This window comes from Clostridium sp. JS66 (assembly GCF_033561535.1).
GTDB classification, from domain to species: domain Bacteria; phylum Bacillota; class Clostridia; order Clostridiales; family Clostridiaceae; genus Clostridium_AM; species Clostridium_AM carboxidivorans.
This window is the reverse complement of sequence record NZ_CP131467.1, coordinates 5,848,224-5,864,820: the sequence shown is the minus strand read 5'-3', so window position 1 is coordinate 5,864,820 and position 16,597 is coordinate 5,848,224. Positions and strand designations below refer to the sequence as shown.

Below are 16,597 nucleotides of genomic sequence, written 5' to 3'. Positions count from 1 at the left end.
TAAATTAAGAGGGAGGTAATTAAAATGTGTGAATCAACAGCTTACTTAATTACACCAGAAGGTGAAAGAAAAATAATGGACTATGTAGTAGAGATAATCCCACAAGCAGATGGTAAATTATTTTTATCAGATATACTAGGAGAAGAAAAAATAATAGAAGGAATGTTAAAAGAGGTTAAATTATTAGATCACAAAATCATGATAGAAAAAATAAACTAAAAAATTTTATATACAAGGGGAGAGGGATAAATATGGATAACCATAAACATGAGCACACACATGAACATTCTCATACACATGCGCACGATCATGAGCATTGCCATATTCATAATGAAGTAGAGGGTTATGAACATGCTCACGAGGGTCATGAACATGATCATCATGAGCATAATCATAATCATCCTTATGAAATATCAATGGATAGCGAACTAGATTTAAGTAAAGAAGAAAAAACTTTGAAAATTTTGTTGGATCATTGGGTAGAGCATAATAAATCTCATGAAGATGGATTTAAAGATTGGATTGAAAAATCAAAGCTAATGGGAAAAGAAAAGACCGCAGAGTTTATACAAAAGGCTGTAGAAGCTATGGAAAATGCCAATGAAATGCTTATAAAAGCTAAGGAAAATATGTAATTTAATAATAACTCACAAAGTGTCTATTTTGTGAGTTATTATAGTATAAGAACTGAAAGGATGAAAGTATTTATGGATAATGTTGCTATAGAAGAAAAAAGAAAAGATAAAATACCATATGATTATAATAAAAGTATATTAAAAAACTTTGATCCTAGAGAAATGGCTCAAAATAGTGGATGCATTTACGATGAAGAAAAATGTGAATTTATAGTAAAGCTTATGGGAGAAAATATAATAGTAAAATATCCTAGTGGAGATATTTTAAAAGAAGATGGGTCAGAAATAGATAAATATCCACCCAAAACTCTAGTGTTAAGATATCTTATGAATTCAAAAGGTATTGCACCAATCAATAAAAATATAACCTATAGAGATGTAGATGGTGGGAATGTTTATTATAATAATTTTTATGGAAGATGTCTTTTAAGACTATCTAAAACTTTTGGTAATAAACTTGATAAATTTAAAGAGGTTTTTGAAAAAATTGGAGCAGAAAAGGTAAGTATGGGTGACATAGCTTATAAGTTTCAATTTTTAAACAACATATATGTAACTTTTGCCCTATGGGAAGGTGATGAAGAGTTTAGTGCATCATCACAAATATTGTTTGATGCCAATGTACCTTTTTATTTTACGGCAGAAGATTTAGCTGTAGTTGGAGATGTTTCTATAGGGACAATTACTAAGCTAGCTTATTCTAAATAGATTGAGGACTAGCTCGATTAAGCATAATAATGGCATTTATCTAAAATTAAAACGTTTAGATGGTTGCATATTGCATGTAAATATGCTAGAATATAAAAAAGATGAACTTTAAAAGTTAATTATTAAGGCGGAGTTTAAGAGAGCCAAATTTTAAGATATATAAAAATATCTTAATTTTGAGCTCTCTTTTTTTATATTTTGGAGGAGGTAAATTATAATGTTTGATGTAACAATTATAGGAACTGGTGTAATTGGGTGTGCAGTGGCTAGAGAATTATCAAGATATAAATTGAATACTTGTGTGGTTGAAAAAAATGTGGATTTAGCAAATGGAACTACTAAAGCTAATAGTGCTATAGTTCATGCTGGTTTCGATGCAAAACCTGAAACTTTAAAGGGAAAACTAAATGCAAAAGGAAACACAATGTTTGACAAACTATCAGAGGAATTAGATTTTCCATTTAAAAGAAATGGATCTTTTGTATTATGCTTTGACGAAAATGATATGGATGGACTTCGTGAATTAAAGAAAAAAGGAGAAGAAAATGGAGTTCCAGATCTTCAGATACTTGATGGAAATGAAGCTAGAAAAATGGAGCCTAATTTATCAGATGAAGTGGTAGCAGCTTTATATGCACCAACTGGTGGAATTGTTTGTCCTTATGAAATGACTATAGCTTTAGCTGAAAATGCTTCAACTAATGGAGTAGAATTTAGATTTGAAACAGAAGTAAAAAGTATAGAGAAGAGTGGAGAAAAATACATTTTAAAAACAAACAAAGGTGATATAGAAACAAAATTAGTTATAAATGCAGCTGGATTGTTCTCAGATGAAATAAACAATATGGTTAGTGAAAGAAAGATTCATATAGTACCAAGAAAAGGTGAATATTGCTTATTTGATAAAGTTGTAGGAGATATGGTTTCAAAGACTATATTCCAGCTTCCAACTAAATTAGGTAAAGGTGTTTTAGTTACACCAACAGTTGATGGAAATTTACTTGTTGGACCTAATGCAGTTGATTTAGAAGATAAGACAGATTTAACTACAACAGGAGAAGGTATTGATGATATAGTATCTAGGGCTTCACTAAGTGTTAAACAAATACCAATGAGACAAGTAATTACATCTTTTTCAGGACTTAGAGCACATTGTACAGAAAATGACTTTATAATTGGTGAACCAGAGGATGCTAAAAACTTTATAAATGCTGCTGGAATAGAATCACCAGGTCTTTCAAGTGCTCCAGCTGTGGCTGAAATGATAAGAGATATGGTAGTTGCAAAATTAAATCCAGATAAAAATGCAGATTTTAATCCAATAAGAAAAGGAATACCTAAATTCAGAGAAATGAACAATGAGGAAAGAAAACAGCTTATAGCTAAAGATGCTAGATACGGAAAAATGGTTTGTAGATGTGAAACAGTTACTGAAGGTGAAATCGTAAATGCTATAAAGAGACCACTTGGAGCAACTACACTTGATGGTGTTAAAAAGAGAACTAGAGCAGGAATGGGAAGATGTCAATCTGGTTTTTGTTCAACAAAAATAGTTGAAATTTTATCAAGAGAACTTGGAATAGCACGTACTGATGTAACTAAATTTGGTGGAGAATCAAATTTATTAGTGGGTAAAGATAAAGAAAGCATATAATAATTAGGCAATAACGTAAAATATATATATTTTATAATATTTGGAGGGTTAAAAAATGCAAGAATATGATATAGTTATAATCGGCGGTGGCCCAGCAGGACTTGCAGCTGCAGTTTCAGCTAAAGAGCAAGGAATAGATAACATTATAATATTAGAAAGAGATAATCAATTAGGTGGAATATTAAATCAGTGTATTCATAATGGATTTGGACTTCATACTTTTAAAGAAGAATTAACAGGTCCTGAATATGCTCAAAGATTTATAGATAAAGTATTAGATATGAAAATACCATATAAATTGAATACAATGGTACTTGATTTAAGCGATGATAAGGTTATTACAGCAGTTAATGAAGATGATGGAATAATTGAGATAAAAGCTAAGTCTGTAATCCTAGCTATGGGATGTAGAGAAAGACCAAGAGGAGCTATAAATATACCTGGAAGCAGATGTGCTGGTATATATACTGCAGGTACAGCTCAAAAATTTGTTAATGTAGAAGGATATATGCCTGGAAAAGAAGTTGTTATATTGGGTTCAGGAGATATTGGACTTATAATGGCAAGAAGAATGACTCTTGAAGGAGCAAAAGTTAAGGCAGTAGTTGAGCTTATGCCATATTCAGGTGGATTAAAGAGAAACATAGTACAATGTCTTGATGATTTTGGAATACCTTTAAAATTAAGTTACACAGTAACTAATATAAAGGGTAAAGATAGAGTTGAAGGTGTTACTATAGCAGAAGTAGGTAAGGATAGAAAGCCAGTAAAGGGAACAGAAGAATATATTCCTTGTGATACATTACTTCTTTCTGTTGGATTACTTCCAGAAAATGAACTTTCAAGAAAAGCTAATGTTAAGCTTTCAAATATAACTGGGGGACCAGAAGTAGATGAAAGACTTGAAACAAATCAAGAAGGAATATTCGCTTGCGGAAATGTACTTCATGTTCATGACTTAGTTGACAATGTTACTCTTGAAAGTGTTAATGCAGGTAAAAATGCAGTTGAATATATAAAGGGCAAGAAATCAGATGGCAAAAAGGTAGAAATTGTTGCTACAGAAGGGGTTAGATATACAGTTCCTAAGTATGTAAATCCTGAAAATGTAGAAGATCATATAGATGTTAGATTTAGAGTAGGCGATGTATTTAAGAATAGTTTCATATCTGTGTATTTCGATGACCAAAGAGAAATGCATATAAAGAAAAGAATTCTTACTCCAGGAGAAATGGAAACAGTGAAACTTACTAAAGCAATGTTTGAAAAGTATTCAAATTGCGAAAAAATCACTATTAAGGTAGAGAGGGAGTAGTAAAATGAGTATAAGAGATTTAGTATGTATTGGATGTCCTATGGGATGCCAGCTTCAAGTTAAATTAGAAGGTGACAAAGTCTTAGAAGTTACTGGTAATACTTGCAAAAAAGGTGCAGAATATGGAGAAAAGGAATGCACAAATCCAACTAGAATAGTAACTTCTTCTGTGTATGTAGAAGATGGAACTATTGATGTAGTTCCAGTTAAAACTGAAAGCGATGTACCTAAGGGTAAAATATTTGATTGTGTAAAAGAATTAAAAGGAATAGTAGTAAAAGCACCTATCAATATTGGAGATGTAGTAGTGAAAAATATAGCAGGTACAGGTGTTAACATCATAGCTACTAAAAAAATAGATAAAGCTGTTTAGTAACTAATAAAATAAAAATCCCACCATTATGAAGATAACCAATTTAGTATAAGCTAGTTGGTTATCTTTATTTATTGAAAGTAATAATTGTTACTATTATAATGAGAATATGTGTTAGTGTAATTTCATAAAACAAACAAATTGTTATGAAATTAGGAGGGTAATGATATTGAATATGGACGAAGAATCCTTAAAAAAGTTATTAGAAGAAGTTTGTTCTTTTGAACAATTAGAATTTTCAGGTATACCTGATATAGATTTATATATGGATCAAGTAACTACTTTTATTGATGACAAGTTTTCTCATTTAAAAAGAAACGAGGAAGACACAGCGATAACTAAAACAATGATAAATAACTACACCAAGGCTGGAATTTTAATGCCTCCCAAAAAGAAAAAGTATTCTAGGCAGCATATGGTGTTAATCATACTTACATATTACTTGAAGCAGATTCTATCTATAAATGATATACAAGAACTATTTGCTCCTATAGTTGAAGATATAAATAAATCAGAAAATAGTAAATTAGATTTAAAAGATATTTATAATAATTTTTTAGATATAGAAAAAAAAGAGACAGAGGATTTTAAGCTGGATTTTGAAAAAAGCTTAGATTGCCAGAATAATGATGAAAATAAAGAGGATACAAGTAAGTTAATTATAATTGTAATTAAGCTTATACTTAAATCTAGCATTGAGAAAAGAATGGCTGAGAAAATAATTGATGGATTTTTTAAAGATGAAAAGCTAAAGGATTAGTTAATATTCCTTTAGCTTAAAATAGCTTTGTCAAGCATTCTTTACAAATGATTGTTTTTCCCTTGTTTGCAGAAATTGAATTTTCTTTTTTTATTTTTTTGCCGCATATTTCACAGTGTAATTTATCATTTTGGGGTAAGTTTATACAAGACTCAGAATTATGTACTTTGGGTGACTTTGATTTGTTTGGAGGAGGAGAATACTGTATTGGTTCCTCAACAATTTCTTTTTTCAAAATTTTATAATCCATAAAATAAGTGCTTTCGCCAAAAAGCTCCAATTCAAATCTAGGATTTGTTTCATCATAGAATTCTTCTATTATAAGTCTCCTTACTTGAGCATCATTAATTATGAGTCCGCTCTTTTCGATACCATCAAATATGCTTTTAGTAATATTATTGGTATCTGGATGCCTTTTTTTACTTTTATAGTATACTTTAAGTACAGCTATTAAAGCTTCACTTAGTACTATTCCAGGATTTTGACACCTGGCCTCATAAGCTATTTCTTCTTCGTAAAGAGCGTACCTATCGTGATACTTTCCTGAATTATAAGGTAGAATAGCTCTACCATTGACATTAAATAATTTAAAATTGGATTTAGATAAAGGCGAACCCTTTACTATGACCTTGGCATAAGTTTTTATCATGAGTTTTTGCTCCTTTTAATTTATATTATAGGCACAATGCGACGTAAGGGTGCAGTGGAAGTTTGGATTTTAACTTTTATTCCATGATATATGATAAGTGTTTCATCACGGCTAAATGTTTTAATTATTCTAAAGCTTGAAGATTTGGAAAACCTAAGAACTTTGTCAAACTCGGTTCCCTCAGACAGGACTAAAGTTCTAAGGCTTTCCAAATCTTCAAGCTAAGAATAATATTAAAACAATTTAGCTTATGTGATGAAACGCTTATCATATATCACTTCATAAAAGTTAAAATTCAAACTATCAAGTTCAAGTGTACGCACCTAATTGCATAGTTATAGTAAGGAAAATTATATTTATAACTATAAGTTATAATGTTTAAAATTTAATACGGAGTATGCTGATATACTAATAAAACCAATTGCTTTCTAATTTATGGTAACACTTTAAAAAAGATCAAGCAGTTATTAATCAACCAGCTTATTACGTCACAATATTTTTAAATTGTTACAAAGTTTTTATTATATTATATCACAGTAAATAAATGTGGAGTGAGTCGAAAAGATTATATTAAATATGAGAGGATAACAATATACCTAAGAACAAATGGATATAAGGCAAATGAATTTCAAACTTATATTGAAGCTTATAAAATAGTAAATGAACTTATGATTTTCTACAATGAAAGAAGATTGCATTCAAGCTTAAAATATATGCCACCCAGAGAATTTTATGCCCTTTATCTTGAAGAGCATCTAGAAAAATTTTTTATAAAAATATAAATTTAAGAAAAACTTAGAATTTAATAGATTTTGTCCAATATAAAGGGGTTAATTCGGCCTTAAATAGCCCTTCATTACATATTCTGTCACTAACTATTCCTTTTACTTAACCCTTTCTGGATATTCACCATTAAATAATATATTAATTTTAACATCTGCAGTTTTATCTTCAATATGAAGAGAGGCGTATAGGCTGAACTCATACACTTCAAGGTTTTTTGTGCTAGAAACGTGGTTAATCTGCAATAGGCGTGCCCTTCACAATGATTTCTCATGGACGAACTGACAAAACGGACTGCGGTAGGCCGATGCATTGATATTTATTCGAGCATAACATTCTTTTTCTCTATGCAAATTGGGTGATAACAAGGTGTGCTGAAACAGGCTCTGTTCCTCCAGCTAGAGGAGTGATGGTTAGCGCTGTGGATTCGCTAGCAGGATTTCGTACAGTCAGTATTGAATTGATGACTGTCGTTTGCACAAGAGCCATTCCTACTATCTGAGAAGTACCAGTTGCTCGTCCGACCACCGTATAGGGTTGTTCAACGGCTCCTGATCCCGAATCGAGAGTTAAAACCAGTTGACCTGCTTGGGTAACACTTACCTGAAACAAGACCTGATAAATGCCAATTGCAGACAAGTTAAATGTGCTGGGACCAGTACGGACAATAGCAGCTCCAATAGTAGGTCCATTTTGTGGAAAGCTTACGTCTGTACCAGGAGCAACCGTTGCTGCATTATTAGGAGGCATCAATGCGAAAAAATCTGCAGAGCTTAATACTCCTCCAGCTGGACCGGTTGGACCAATTGCACCAGTAGGTCCTGTAACTCCAGCTTGACCAGTTGGACCAATTGCACCAGTAGGCCCTGTAACTCCAGCTTGACCAGTTGGACCAATTGCACCAGTAGGTCCTGTAACTCCAGCTTGACCAGTTGGACCAATTGCACCAGTAGGTCCTGTAACTCCAGCTTGACCAGTTGGACCAATTGCACCAGTAGGTCCTGTAACTCCAGCTTGACCAGTTGGACCAATTGCACCAGTAGGCCCTGTAACTCCAGCTTGACCAGTTGGACCAATTGCACCAGTAGGTCCTGTAGCTCCAGCTGGACCGGTTGCACCAGTTGGCCCTATAGCTCCTGCACATGAGCTATATTTTACGAGCAAATATGGTGGATTGAGATTATTCATACCTTCGTACCCAATGATTATATCTGACTTACATTCATTTCCTATAAGTGTAACACCAAAATTTTCATTACACATATTGCTCCAGCCCTGAACTAAACCTGTTATATCAATAGGTATATAACTTCCCACATCGCTATCAATTACATTAAAGAAATAAGGGGTAATGCTAGTACTTGGTGCCGTATTCCAGGTAACAGTTGCTTGGTTAAAGTCATCTTCATTTTCAAATATTGTTACTTTTTGGGGTGAAAACTCATTATCAGGTTTATCTTTTCTGTTAATAAAAAGGTAGAGAATAGCACTACATATTGTACTTGAGCAAGGTAGATTGATAGAAAATTTTAGTAGCGTTCTATAAGCGTCTAGCTTACAGTGATTCTTAACAGTTACAAGATATTGTCCTGTAAACAATTGATTGCTAGCCCCGAAGTTTGTATTTTGATAAAATTGTGAAATATAAACACTATCAGTCGGAAAAATTATGATAGATGTCGCCATAAAAACACTTCCTTCCTTACATGCTTCAATTTCTGTAAAATATTAAACGATTCTCATACTGTCAATTGTTAAAATAAATCAGGAACTTTTTTCAACTTAAAACATGTGATTTTTCTTAAATTTAATGTATTATTATCAAATTATACTGGCATTAATACTTGGTATATCTCCTTGAGAAGTATGGCTAACAAAGATAATTATGTCAATATTAAAGGCTACTCCCTTGTTAACACAAGGCACTGACATAACTGCTTTATATAGCGGTTTGGGTTAATAGCAGATATAAGCAATATTATGTTTAATTTAAATCTAATATAATTTGAAATACTAATTCAAATAAAGTTCATTGCGATTCAAGTTATAGGAATTTAAAATGAGAGTTAGCACTAATACCAATATATTCTGTGCACATAAAATTGTTACGCTGTTGAACTATGGGACTCTGTGTTTTCTTTTGAGCCCATGTGCCAATTGCGAGTATTTTTGGTTTCTAAAAAGGTAAATTTATAATTTTGAATTACACATAGCATAATGAAATAAGTTATTATGTGCAATTTATACAACTATTTTATACACGATGAACAAAACAGTTTCATATTAAAGAATAAATACTATAGTCTTAAAGATTTCCTTATACATTATTCAGCTGAATCCTATTAGAAATTTGTTAATATTGATTATAAATTCTCAATAAAGTATAATTATTGTTGACGTTTGTTAAGGTAGCTTAAAAGAAACTATGGAAAAATGAGTGAGGTAAGGTTATGGATAAAGATATAAAGATACTTGCTATAGAAAGTAGTTGTGATGAAACTTCGGCAGCGGTAGTGGTTAATGGTAGAAAAGTTTTATCAAACATTATAGCATCTCAAATAGATATACATACTAAGTTTGGTGGAGTTGTGCCAGAAGTAGCTTCAAGAAAACATGTGGAGGCAATAGCTGTAGTAGTTCAGGAGGCGTTAGATAAGGCTGGTGTTACTTTACAGGATATAGATGCTGTAGGGGTTACCTATGGACCGGGATTAGTAGGAGCATTGCTGGTAGGACTACAGTATGCGAAAGGATTAGCATATGCTATAGGAAAACCATTAATAGGTGTAAATCACATTGAAGGACATATAAGTGCTAATTTTATACAATATGAGGATTTAAAACCTCCATTTGTATGCTTAGTTGTATCAGGAGGGCATACATTTATAGTGCATATGAAGGATTATGGAGATTTTGAAGTTATGGGACAGACAAGGGATGATGCAGCAGGTGAAGCATATGATAAGGTTGCTAGAGCTATAGGACTTGGATATCCAGGAGGACCTAAAATAGATAAAATATCAAAGGAAGGAAATCCAGATGCTATAAAATTCCCAAGAGCTAGATTTCAAGATGGTGAATCTTTAGACTTTTCATTTAGTGGGCTTAAGTCAGCAGTACTTAATTACTTAAATCAAATGGAAATGAAAAAACAAGAAATAAACAGAGCAGATGTAGCGGCGTCTTTTCAAAAGGCAGTGGTAAGTTTTTTGGTGGACAATGCAATGAAGGCTTGTAAGTTGAAAGATGTAAATAAAATTGCGGTGGCAGGAGGAGTTGCAGCTAATACCTGTCTTAGAGACACTTTAATAAAGGAAGGTAATAGTAAAAGTGTAAAAGTTTTATTTCCTGAATTTATATTGTGTACTGATAATGCAGCTATGATAGGAAGTGCTGCTTATTTTGAATATATTAAAGGAAATGTAGCTCCATTAAATTTAAATGCCATACCTAATTTAAAACTTGGCGAGAGATAGTGTTAAATTATAAGAATAATGGATGAAAACAGGAGGATTTACTCAAGTTAATTAAACTTCAGTAAATCTTTTTTATATACTTAAAAATGTAAATTTAAGAATCATACTGTATATTTATGCATTAAGTAGCTGTAGTTAAGACATATTTATTATTTTTTTTGTGTAGGATGGAACCTAATATGCACCAAGTAGTGTATCAGGTATTAGCGTGTAATCGTTTAAATATTTACACGAATTTTCTATATTGAATAGCATTAATGACAGAAATGTAATATATATACTATACTTTATTAAATATATGTGATATACTACATATAAAATAAAGTATATATTGTATGATTATATAATAAATTACAATACTTTTATATAAATAAAAAATTATAATAATTATTCTTATAAAAGAATGATAAAATAATTTGAAATTTGAATGTGAAAATAAGCACTTTATTCATATATAGTTTCATACTAAAAGTTTTTACTAGAAAATGCAAGTAATTTTTTTTTGCAATGCAATTGAAATAATTTTAATACTTATATATAATAATATTATGTTGTTAAAATTTATAAGAAATTATTAATAAATATTCAAGTAAGTACGATTTTTATTAAAAAGGGGCTGAATAATTTGGTTAAGAAATTTAAAAGAGTTCTTGTAGCAAATAGAGGTGAAATTGCAATAAGAATCTTTAGAGCGTGTCAAGAACTTGGTATAAGAACAGTAGCAATATATTCTGATGAAGACAAGCGTTCTTTATTTAGAACAAAAGCAGATGAAGCTTACTTAATCGGAAAAAATAAGGGACCTGTAGAAGCATACTTAAATATTGATGAAATAATAAATCTTGCACTTAAAAAGGGTGTTGATGCTATACATCCGGGATATGGTTTCTTATCTGAAAATGCTGAATTTGCAAGAAAATGTGAAGAAGCTGGAATGGAATTTATAGGACCAACAGCAGAAATGATGGATAGTCTTGGAGATAAGATTAAATCCAAAATAGCAGCTAAAAATGCAGGAGTAGCAACTATTCCTGGAGTTCAAAAACCTATTGAATCTGAAGAAGATGCTGTAGAATTTGCAAGAGTATGTGGATATCCAGTTATGTTAAAAGCAGCTGCTGGCGGCGGCGGAAGAGGTATGAGAATAGTACTGGATGAAAAAGATCTTATAGAATCTTATAAGAGTTGTAAAAATGAAGCTAAAAAAGCCTTTGGTATAGATGATATATTTATTGAAAAGTATGTTCAAAATCCAAAACATATAGAAGTACAGGTACTTGGAGATAAACATGGTAATATAGTACATTTATATGAAAGAGATTGTTCCATACAAAGAAGACATCAAAAAGTTATAGAATTTACTCCAGCAATAGCACTTTCAGAAGAAAAAAGAAATGTTATATGTCAAGATGCATTGAAAATTGCTAAGTCTGTAGGATATAGAAGTGCAGGAACATTAGAATTCTTAGTAGACAAGAATGGAAATCATTATTTTATAGAAATGAATCCTAGAATACAAGTTGAGCATACTGTAACTGAAATGGTTACAGGAATAGATATTGTACAGAGTCAAATATTAATAGCAGAAGGTTATGAATTAGGAAGTAAAGAAGTAGGAATTGCTTCTCAAGATGATATAAAACCAAGAGGATGTGCTATTCAATGTAGAATAACAACAGAAGATCCTTCTAACAATTTTGCGCCAGATACAGGAAAAATTGATGTATACAGAACAGGGTCTGGTTTTGGAATAAGACTTGATGGTGGTAATGGATTCACTGGTGCTGTTATCAGTCCTTATTACGACAGTCTTTTAGTTAAAAATACATCATGGTCAAGAACTTTTAAAGATGCAATAAGAAAATCCATACGTGCAGTAAAAGAAACTACTATTTCAGGAGTAAAAACTAATGTAGATTTCTTAATAAATGTTCTTAATCATGAACAATTTGCAGAAGGAAAATGTGATACTAACTTTATAGCTAATCATCCAGAATTATTTGATATATCAGCATCAAGTCCAGATGAGGAATTGAGAATATTGAAATTTATTGGAGATAAGGTTGTCAATGAAACTCGTGGTCAGAAAACAGAGTTTGACGTTCCTGTAGTTCCAAAAGTTAAAATAGAAGAGCCTTTAGTAGGTACAAAGCAAATATTAGATGAAAAAGGAGCAGAAGGATTAGTTGACTGGATTAAAAATCAAAATAAATTGCTTTTAACAGATACTACAATGAGAGATGCTCATCAATCACTTATGGCTACAAGAATGAGAACAAAAGATATGGTGAAGATAGCAAAAGCTGAATCTGTAATTGGAAAAGATCTGTTTTCAGTAGAAATGTGGGGAGGGGCCACATTTGATGTTGCCTACAGATTCTTAAAAGAATCACCATGGGATAGACTAGAGCAGTTAAGAAAAAAAATGCCTAATGTATTATTCCAAATGCTTATTAGAGGTGCTAATGCTGTAGGATATAAAAATTACCCAGACAATGTTATAAGAGAATTTATAAAACAATCAGCACAATCAGGTATAGATGTGTTTAGAATATTTGATTCTCTTAACTGGCTAAAGGGAATGGAAGTAGCTATAGATGAAACATTAAAGCAAGGAAAAGTTGCAGAAGCTTGTATGTGCTATACAGGAGATATTTTAGATACAGATAGAGATAAATATACTTTACAATACTATATTAACTTAGCAAAAGAAATAGAGAAAACAGGAGCTCATATTCTTGGAATAAAGGATATGTCAGCGCTTTTAAAACCATATGCAGCACTTAAACTTATAAGAGCGTTAAAAGATGAGATATCTATACCTATACATCTTCATACTCATGACACTACAGGTAACGGTGTAGCAACGGTTCTTATGGCAGCACATGCAGGAGTTGATATTGTAGATACTGCACTTAACAGTATGTCAGGACTTACAAGTCAGCCAGCATTAAACTCAGTAGTAGCAGCACTTAAGAATACTGAAAGAGATACGGGTATAGATTTGGATGGCTTACAAAAGTTATCAGATTATTGGGCTGCGGTAAGACCTGTATATCAACAATTTGAATCAGGCTTAAAGACTGGAACAGCAGAAATATACAAATATGAAATACCAGGAGGTCAATATTCTAACTTAAAACCACAAGTTGAAAGTTTTGGACTTGGTCATAGATTTGAGGAAGTAAAAGAAATGTACAGACAAGTAAACCATATGGTAGGAGATATAGTAAAGGTTACTCCATCATCTAAAATGGTTGGTGATTTAGCTATATTTATGGTTAGAAATGATATAACACCTGAAACTATATTAGATAAGGCAAAAAATATGACATTCCCTGACTCTTCAGTGGCATTCTTTAAAGGAATGATGGGTCAGCCTATGGGAGGGTTCCCTAAAGATCTACAAAAGGTAGTATTAAAAGGAGAAGAACCTATAGTATGCAGACCAGGAGAAATGTTGCCTCCAGAAGATTTTGCAAAAATAAAAGTTCATTTAAAAGAAAAGTTCAAGATGGAACCAACAGACAGAGATACAATAAGTTATGCAATGTATCCTGATGTATTTGAAAGCTATTTAAAATATGTAAAAGAACATGGTGATTTAAGCCGTATGGGAAGTGACATATTCTTCCACGGGCTAAGAGAAGGAGAGACTTGTGAAGTTGAAATAGCTGAAGGAAAAGTATTAATTGTTCAACTTCTTGAAATAGGAAAAATTGATTCACGTGGAAATAGAATAGTAGTATTTGAAATAAACGGAAATAGAAGAGAAGTAAAAATTAAAGATAAGGTTAGCAGCAGCAGAATTGAAAGTACTGGTGAATCAATAGCTATGGCAGATCCTGATAATGAAAAAGAAATAGGAGCAAGTATTCCAGGAAATATAGTAAAAGTACTTGTAAAAGAAGGAGATGCAGTAAAAGAAGGTGAAAGTTTAGTTGTAATTGAAGCTATGAAGATGGAAACTAATATTGTAGCTGCAACTTCAGGAACAGTTGAAACTATATTTGTTAGCCAAGGCAAACAGGTTGAATCAGGACAATTGTTAATTAAGCTTAAATAGTGTAAAAATAACTCTGCCTTAAAAGAGCAGAGTTATTTTTTATATGAAGGAGATGAATATTATGGATTTGAAAAAATTAGTAGAAGAGAATATGAAGGAAATAATAGACATAAGAAAACAACTTAATGCAAATGCTGAATTATCCTTTGAGGAATATAAAACTAGTAACATAGTAAAGAATTTTTTGGAGAAGCTAGATATAGATACAAAAGTTTTATTTAATACAGGAATAGTGGGAAACTTAAATGAAGGTGAAGAAGCTATTGCTATAAGAGCTGATATGGATGCTCTTCCTGTAAATGGGGTATCACATGCATGTGGTCATGATTACCATATGGCTGTAGTTTTAGGATGTGCTTTAGTTCTAAAGAAATTAGGTTATGATAAATGTGTGAAATTCATATTTCAACCTGGTGAAGAAGGAACAGGAGGAGCAGCGCCTATGATTGAAGAAGGCGTACTTGAAAATCCAAAGGTTAAATACATAATAGGACTTCATGTATGGCCTAATTTGGAGGTTGGAAAAATAGAGGTTATATCAGGACCTTCCATGGCTTCAGTAGATGACTTTTTCATAACCTTTCATGGAAAAGGAGGTCATGCTGCAATGCCTCATTTATGCAATAATCCAATATATCCAGCATTAGACCTTATACAAACTATGAATACTAAAACGCGCTTAGAAAATAACCCATTAGATCCATTTGTAATTACATTTGCTTCAATTAATGCAGGTGATGCACCTAATGTAATTGCTGATAATGCGGAAATATCAGGTACAGCAAGAACCTTTAACAAAAATATTAGAGAAAGTATTAAGAAGGATATACAGGATTTATCTAAGCTTTGCGGAGAAAAATATAATTGCAATGTATCTATAAAATATCAAGATGGATATCCTCCTTTAATAAACGATAAAGATTTTACAGATAAATTCATAGAAAGTGCCAAGATTACTTTAGGGGAAGATAATGTGCTTCCACTTGAGAAAAGTTTTGCAGCAGAAGATTTTTCATATTTTGCAGAGAAAGTTCCTTCCATACACTTTAGGTTAGGTATATGTAATGGAAAACAAGGAGATAAAGCATTACATTCTAGTAATTTTGATGCAGATGATAAGGCTTTATATTATGGAGTATATTCAATAGTGAAATTTATATTATCCTTGTAAAAAATATTAACCATGTTTTATTAAAAAAGCTGATTGCTTAATGTAATCAGCTTTTTGGATATAATTGTGAACTACGTATAAATTATATGATATAATAAATTACATTAAGTAGTATAAATTTTAATTGTGAAATTAAGGATGTGAAATGCCGTGGAAAACCTAGGTTTAGTTCTTGAAGGTGGTGGAATGAGGGGAGTTTACACCTCTGGTATATTAGATTTTTTTATGGATAAAAATCTATATTTTCCATATGTTATAGGGGTTTCAATGGGAGCTTGCAATGCAGCCTCATATATTTCTAAACAAAAGGGAAGAAATAAAATAATAAACATAAACTATGTTAATGATAAAAGGTACTTAAGTTATAGAAGATTATTATTAAAGAAGGAATTATTTGGTATGGACTTTATCTTTAAAGACATTCCTAATAATTTAGAAATCTTTGATTTTGATACTTTTTATAATGCTAAAGAAAAATTTGTTATAGGTGTTACAGATTGTAATTCAGGCAAACCTTTGTATTTTGAAAAAAACCAGTGTAAAGATCAGGTGCTAGAAGTAATAAGAGCATCCAGCAGCTTACCTTTGCTAAATTCTATAGTTAATTATGAGGATTTGCAATTACTGGATGGAGGCATATCAGATCCAATACCGATAAAAAAGTCTATGCAGGATGGCAATTCTAAAAATGTAATAATTTTAACTAGAAACAAAGGATATGAAAAAAAACCTTTTAAATTTAAGCACTTATTAAAAATTGCATATCCAAAGTACACAGGATTGATAAAAGCCTTGATAAATCGTTATAAAATATATAATGAAACGATAAAATATATAGAGAAGCTTGAAAAGGAAGGAAAGGTTTTTATAATTAGACCAACTGAAAAATTAGAAGTAAGAAGAGTAGAGAGAGATAAGAATAAATTGAATTACTTATATGAGCAAGGATATGAGGAAGGAAAAAGGAGCTATGACAAATTAAAAAAATGGATTGAAATAAAGTAAAC

General features: G+C 31.5%; 14 protein-coding genes. 12 read left to right on the top strand and 2 right to left on the bottom strand.

Annotated elements, in window-relative coordinates; all coding sequences use genetic code 11:
- Nucleotides 1-24: 24 nt before the first annotated feature.
- The 7 genes from Q6H37_RS27230 to Q6H37_RS27200 all read left to right on the top strand — a co-directional run bounded on the left by Q6H37_RS27230 (nucleotide 25) and on the right by Q6H37_RS27200 (nucleotide 5,445).
- Nucleotides 25-219 (top strand): CooT family nickel-binding protein, encoded by a 195-nt coding sequence (locus Q6H37_RS27230; RefSeq protein ID WP_007061844.1) that lies wholly within the window; start codon nucleotides 25-27, stop codon nucleotides 217-219.
- A 32-nt stretch (nucleotides 220-251) separates the two neighbouring features.
- The gene (locus Q6H37_RS27225; protein ID WP_318738007.1) at nucleotides 252-635 is read left to right on the top strand and encodes a zinc transporter; all 384 of its coding nucleotides are present in this window, start codon (nucleotides 252-254) and stop codon (nucleotides 633-635) included.
- 72 nt (nucleotides 636-707) lie between these two features.
- On the top strand, nucleotides 708-1,343 hold the full coding sequence (locus tag Q6H37_RS27220) for a DUF3786 domain-containing protein (RefSeq protein ID WP_318738005.1): 636 nt from the start codon (nucleotides 708-710) through the stop codon (nucleotides 1,341-1,343).
- A gap of 217 nt (nucleotides 1,344-1,560) precedes the next feature.
- The gene (locus Q6H37_RS27215) at nucleotides 1,561-2,997 is read left to right on the top strand and encodes an NAD(P)/FAD-dependent oxidoreductase (RefSeq protein WP_318738004.1); all 1,437 of its coding nucleotides are present in this window, start codon (nucleotides 1,561-1,563) and stop codon (nucleotides 2,995-2,997) included.
- 55 nt (nucleotides 2,998-3,052) lie between these two features.
- Entirely contained in the window at nucleotides 3,053-4,312 is a 1,260-nt protein-coding gene (locus tag Q6H37_RS27210; protein WP_318738003.1) for an NAD(P)/FAD-dependent oxidoreductase, read from the top strand.
- A 4-nt stretch (nucleotides 4,313-4,316) separates the two neighbouring features.
- Entirely contained in the window at nucleotides 4,317-4,685 is a 369-nt protein-coding gene (locus Q6H37_RS27205; RefSeq protein WP_318738001.1) for a DUF1667 domain-containing protein, read from the top strand.
- Nucleotides 4,686-4,860: 175 nt separating this feature from the next.
- The gene (locus tag Q6H37_RS27200) at nucleotides 4,861-5,445 is read left to right on the top strand and encodes a DUF1836 domain-containing protein (protein ID WP_318743179.1); all 585 of its coding nucleotides are present in this window, start codon (nucleotides 4,861-4,863) and stop codon (nucleotides 5,443-5,445) included.
- Nucleotides 5,446-5,461: 16 nt separating this feature from the next.
- Here Q6H37_RS27200 and Q6H37_RS27195 read toward each other — a convergent pair whose 3' ends face one another.
- On the bottom strand, nucleotides 5,462-6,094 hold the full coding sequence (locus tag Q6H37_RS27195) for a RusA family crossover junction endodeoxyribonuclease (RefSeq protein ID WP_318737999.1): 633 nt from the start codon (nucleotides 6,092-6,094) through the stop codon (nucleotides 5,462-5,464).
- 551 nt (nucleotides 6,095-6,645) lie between these two features.
- Between Q6H37_RS27195 and Q6H37_RS29625 the strand changes: the two genes are divergently transcribed.
- The gene (locus Q6H37_RS29625; RefSeq protein ID WP_412523892.1) at nucleotides 6,646-6,876 is read left to right on the top strand and encodes an integrase core domain-containing protein; all 231 of its coding nucleotides are present in this window, start codon (nucleotides 6,646-6,648) and stop codon (nucleotides 6,874-6,876) included.
- A 346-nt stretch (nucleotides 6,877-7,222) separates the two neighbouring features.
- Here Q6H37_RS29625 and Q6H37_RS27190 read toward each other — a convergent pair whose 3' ends face one another.
- Nucleotides 7,223-8,563, bottom strand: coding sequence for a DNRLRE domain-containing protein (locus Q6H37_RS27190; RefSeq protein ID WP_318737997.1), 1,341 nt, complete (start codon nucleotides 8,561-8,563; stop codon nucleotides 7,223-7,225).
- Between the two features lie 764 nt (nucleotides 8,564-9,327).
- Between Q6H37_RS27190 and tsaD the strand changes: the two genes are divergently transcribed.
- The 4 genes from tsaD (at nucleotide 9,328) to Q6H37_RS27170 (ending at nucleotide 16,595) form a co-directional block, all read left to right on the top strand.
- Entirely contained in the window at nucleotides 9,328-10,353 is a 1,026-nt protein-coding gene (gene tsaD, locus Q6H37_RS27185; protein WP_318737995.1) for a tRNA (adenosine(37)-N6)-threonylcarbamoyltransferase complex transferase subunit TsaD, read from the top strand.
- Nucleotides 10,354-10,978: 625 nt separating this feature from the next.
- Entirely contained in the window at nucleotides 10,979-14,419 is a 3,441-nt protein-coding gene (locus Q6H37_RS27180) for a pyruvate carboxylase (RefSeq protein WP_318737994.1), read from the top strand.
- 61 nt (nucleotides 14,420-14,480) lie between these two features.
- Entirely contained in the window at nucleotides 14,481-15,590 is a 1,110-nt protein-coding gene (locus tag Q6H37_RS27175) for a M20 metallopeptidase family protein (RefSeq protein WP_007061505.1), read from the top strand.
- Between the two features lie 150 nt (nucleotides 15,591-15,740).
- The gene (locus Q6H37_RS27170; protein WP_007061506.1) at nucleotides 15,741-16,595 is read left to right on the top strand and encodes a patatin family protein; all 855 of its coding nucleotides are present in this window, start codon (nucleotides 15,741-15,743) and stop codon (nucleotides 16,593-16,595) included.
- Nucleotides 16,596-16,597: the final 2 nt, after the last annotated feature.

Coding starts and splice junctions, on each gene's coding strand:
- Q6H37_RS27190 (WP_318737997.1), bottom strand. CDS start 8,563: ATGGCGACATCTATCATAATTTTTCCGACTGATAGTGTTTATATTTCA.
- Q6H37_RS27225 (WP_318738007.1), top strand. CDS start 252: ATGGATAACCATAAACATGAGCACACACATGAACATTCTCATACACAT.
- Q6H37_RS27220 (WP_318738005.1), top strand. CDS start 708: ATGGATAATGTTGCTATAGAAGAAAAAAGAAAAGATAAAATACCATAT.
- Q6H37_RS27210 (WP_318738003.1), top strand. CDS start 3,053: ATGCAAGAATATGATATAGTTATAATCGGCGGTGGCCCAGCAGGACTT.
- Q6H37_RS27195 (WP_318737999.1), bottom strand. CDS start 6,094: ATGATAAAAACTTATGCCAAGGTCATAGTAAAGGGTTCGCCTTTATCT.
- tsaD (WP_318737995.1), top strand. CDS start 9,328: ATGGATAAAGATATAAAGATACTTGCTATAGAAAGTAGTTGTGATGAA.
- Q6H37_RS27215 (WP_318738004.1), top strand. CDS start 1,561: ATGTTTGATGTAACAATTATAGGAACTGGTGTAATTGGGTGTGCAGTG.
- Q6H37_RS27175 (WP_007061505.1), top strand. CDS start 14,481: ATGGATTTGAAAAAATTAGTAGAAGAGAATATGAAGGAAATAATAGAC.
- Q6H37_RS27205 (WP_318738001.1), top strand. CDS start 4,317: ATGAGTATAAGAGATTTAGTATGTATTGGATGTCCTATGGGATGCCAG.
- Q6H37_RS27200 (WP_318743179.1), top strand. CDS start 4,861: ATGGACGAAGAATCCTTAAAAAAGTTATTAGAAGAAGTTTGTTCTTTT.
- Q6H37_RS27230 (WP_007061844.1), top strand. CDS start 25: ATGTGTGAATCAACAGCTTACTTAATTACACCAGAAGGTGAAAGAAAA.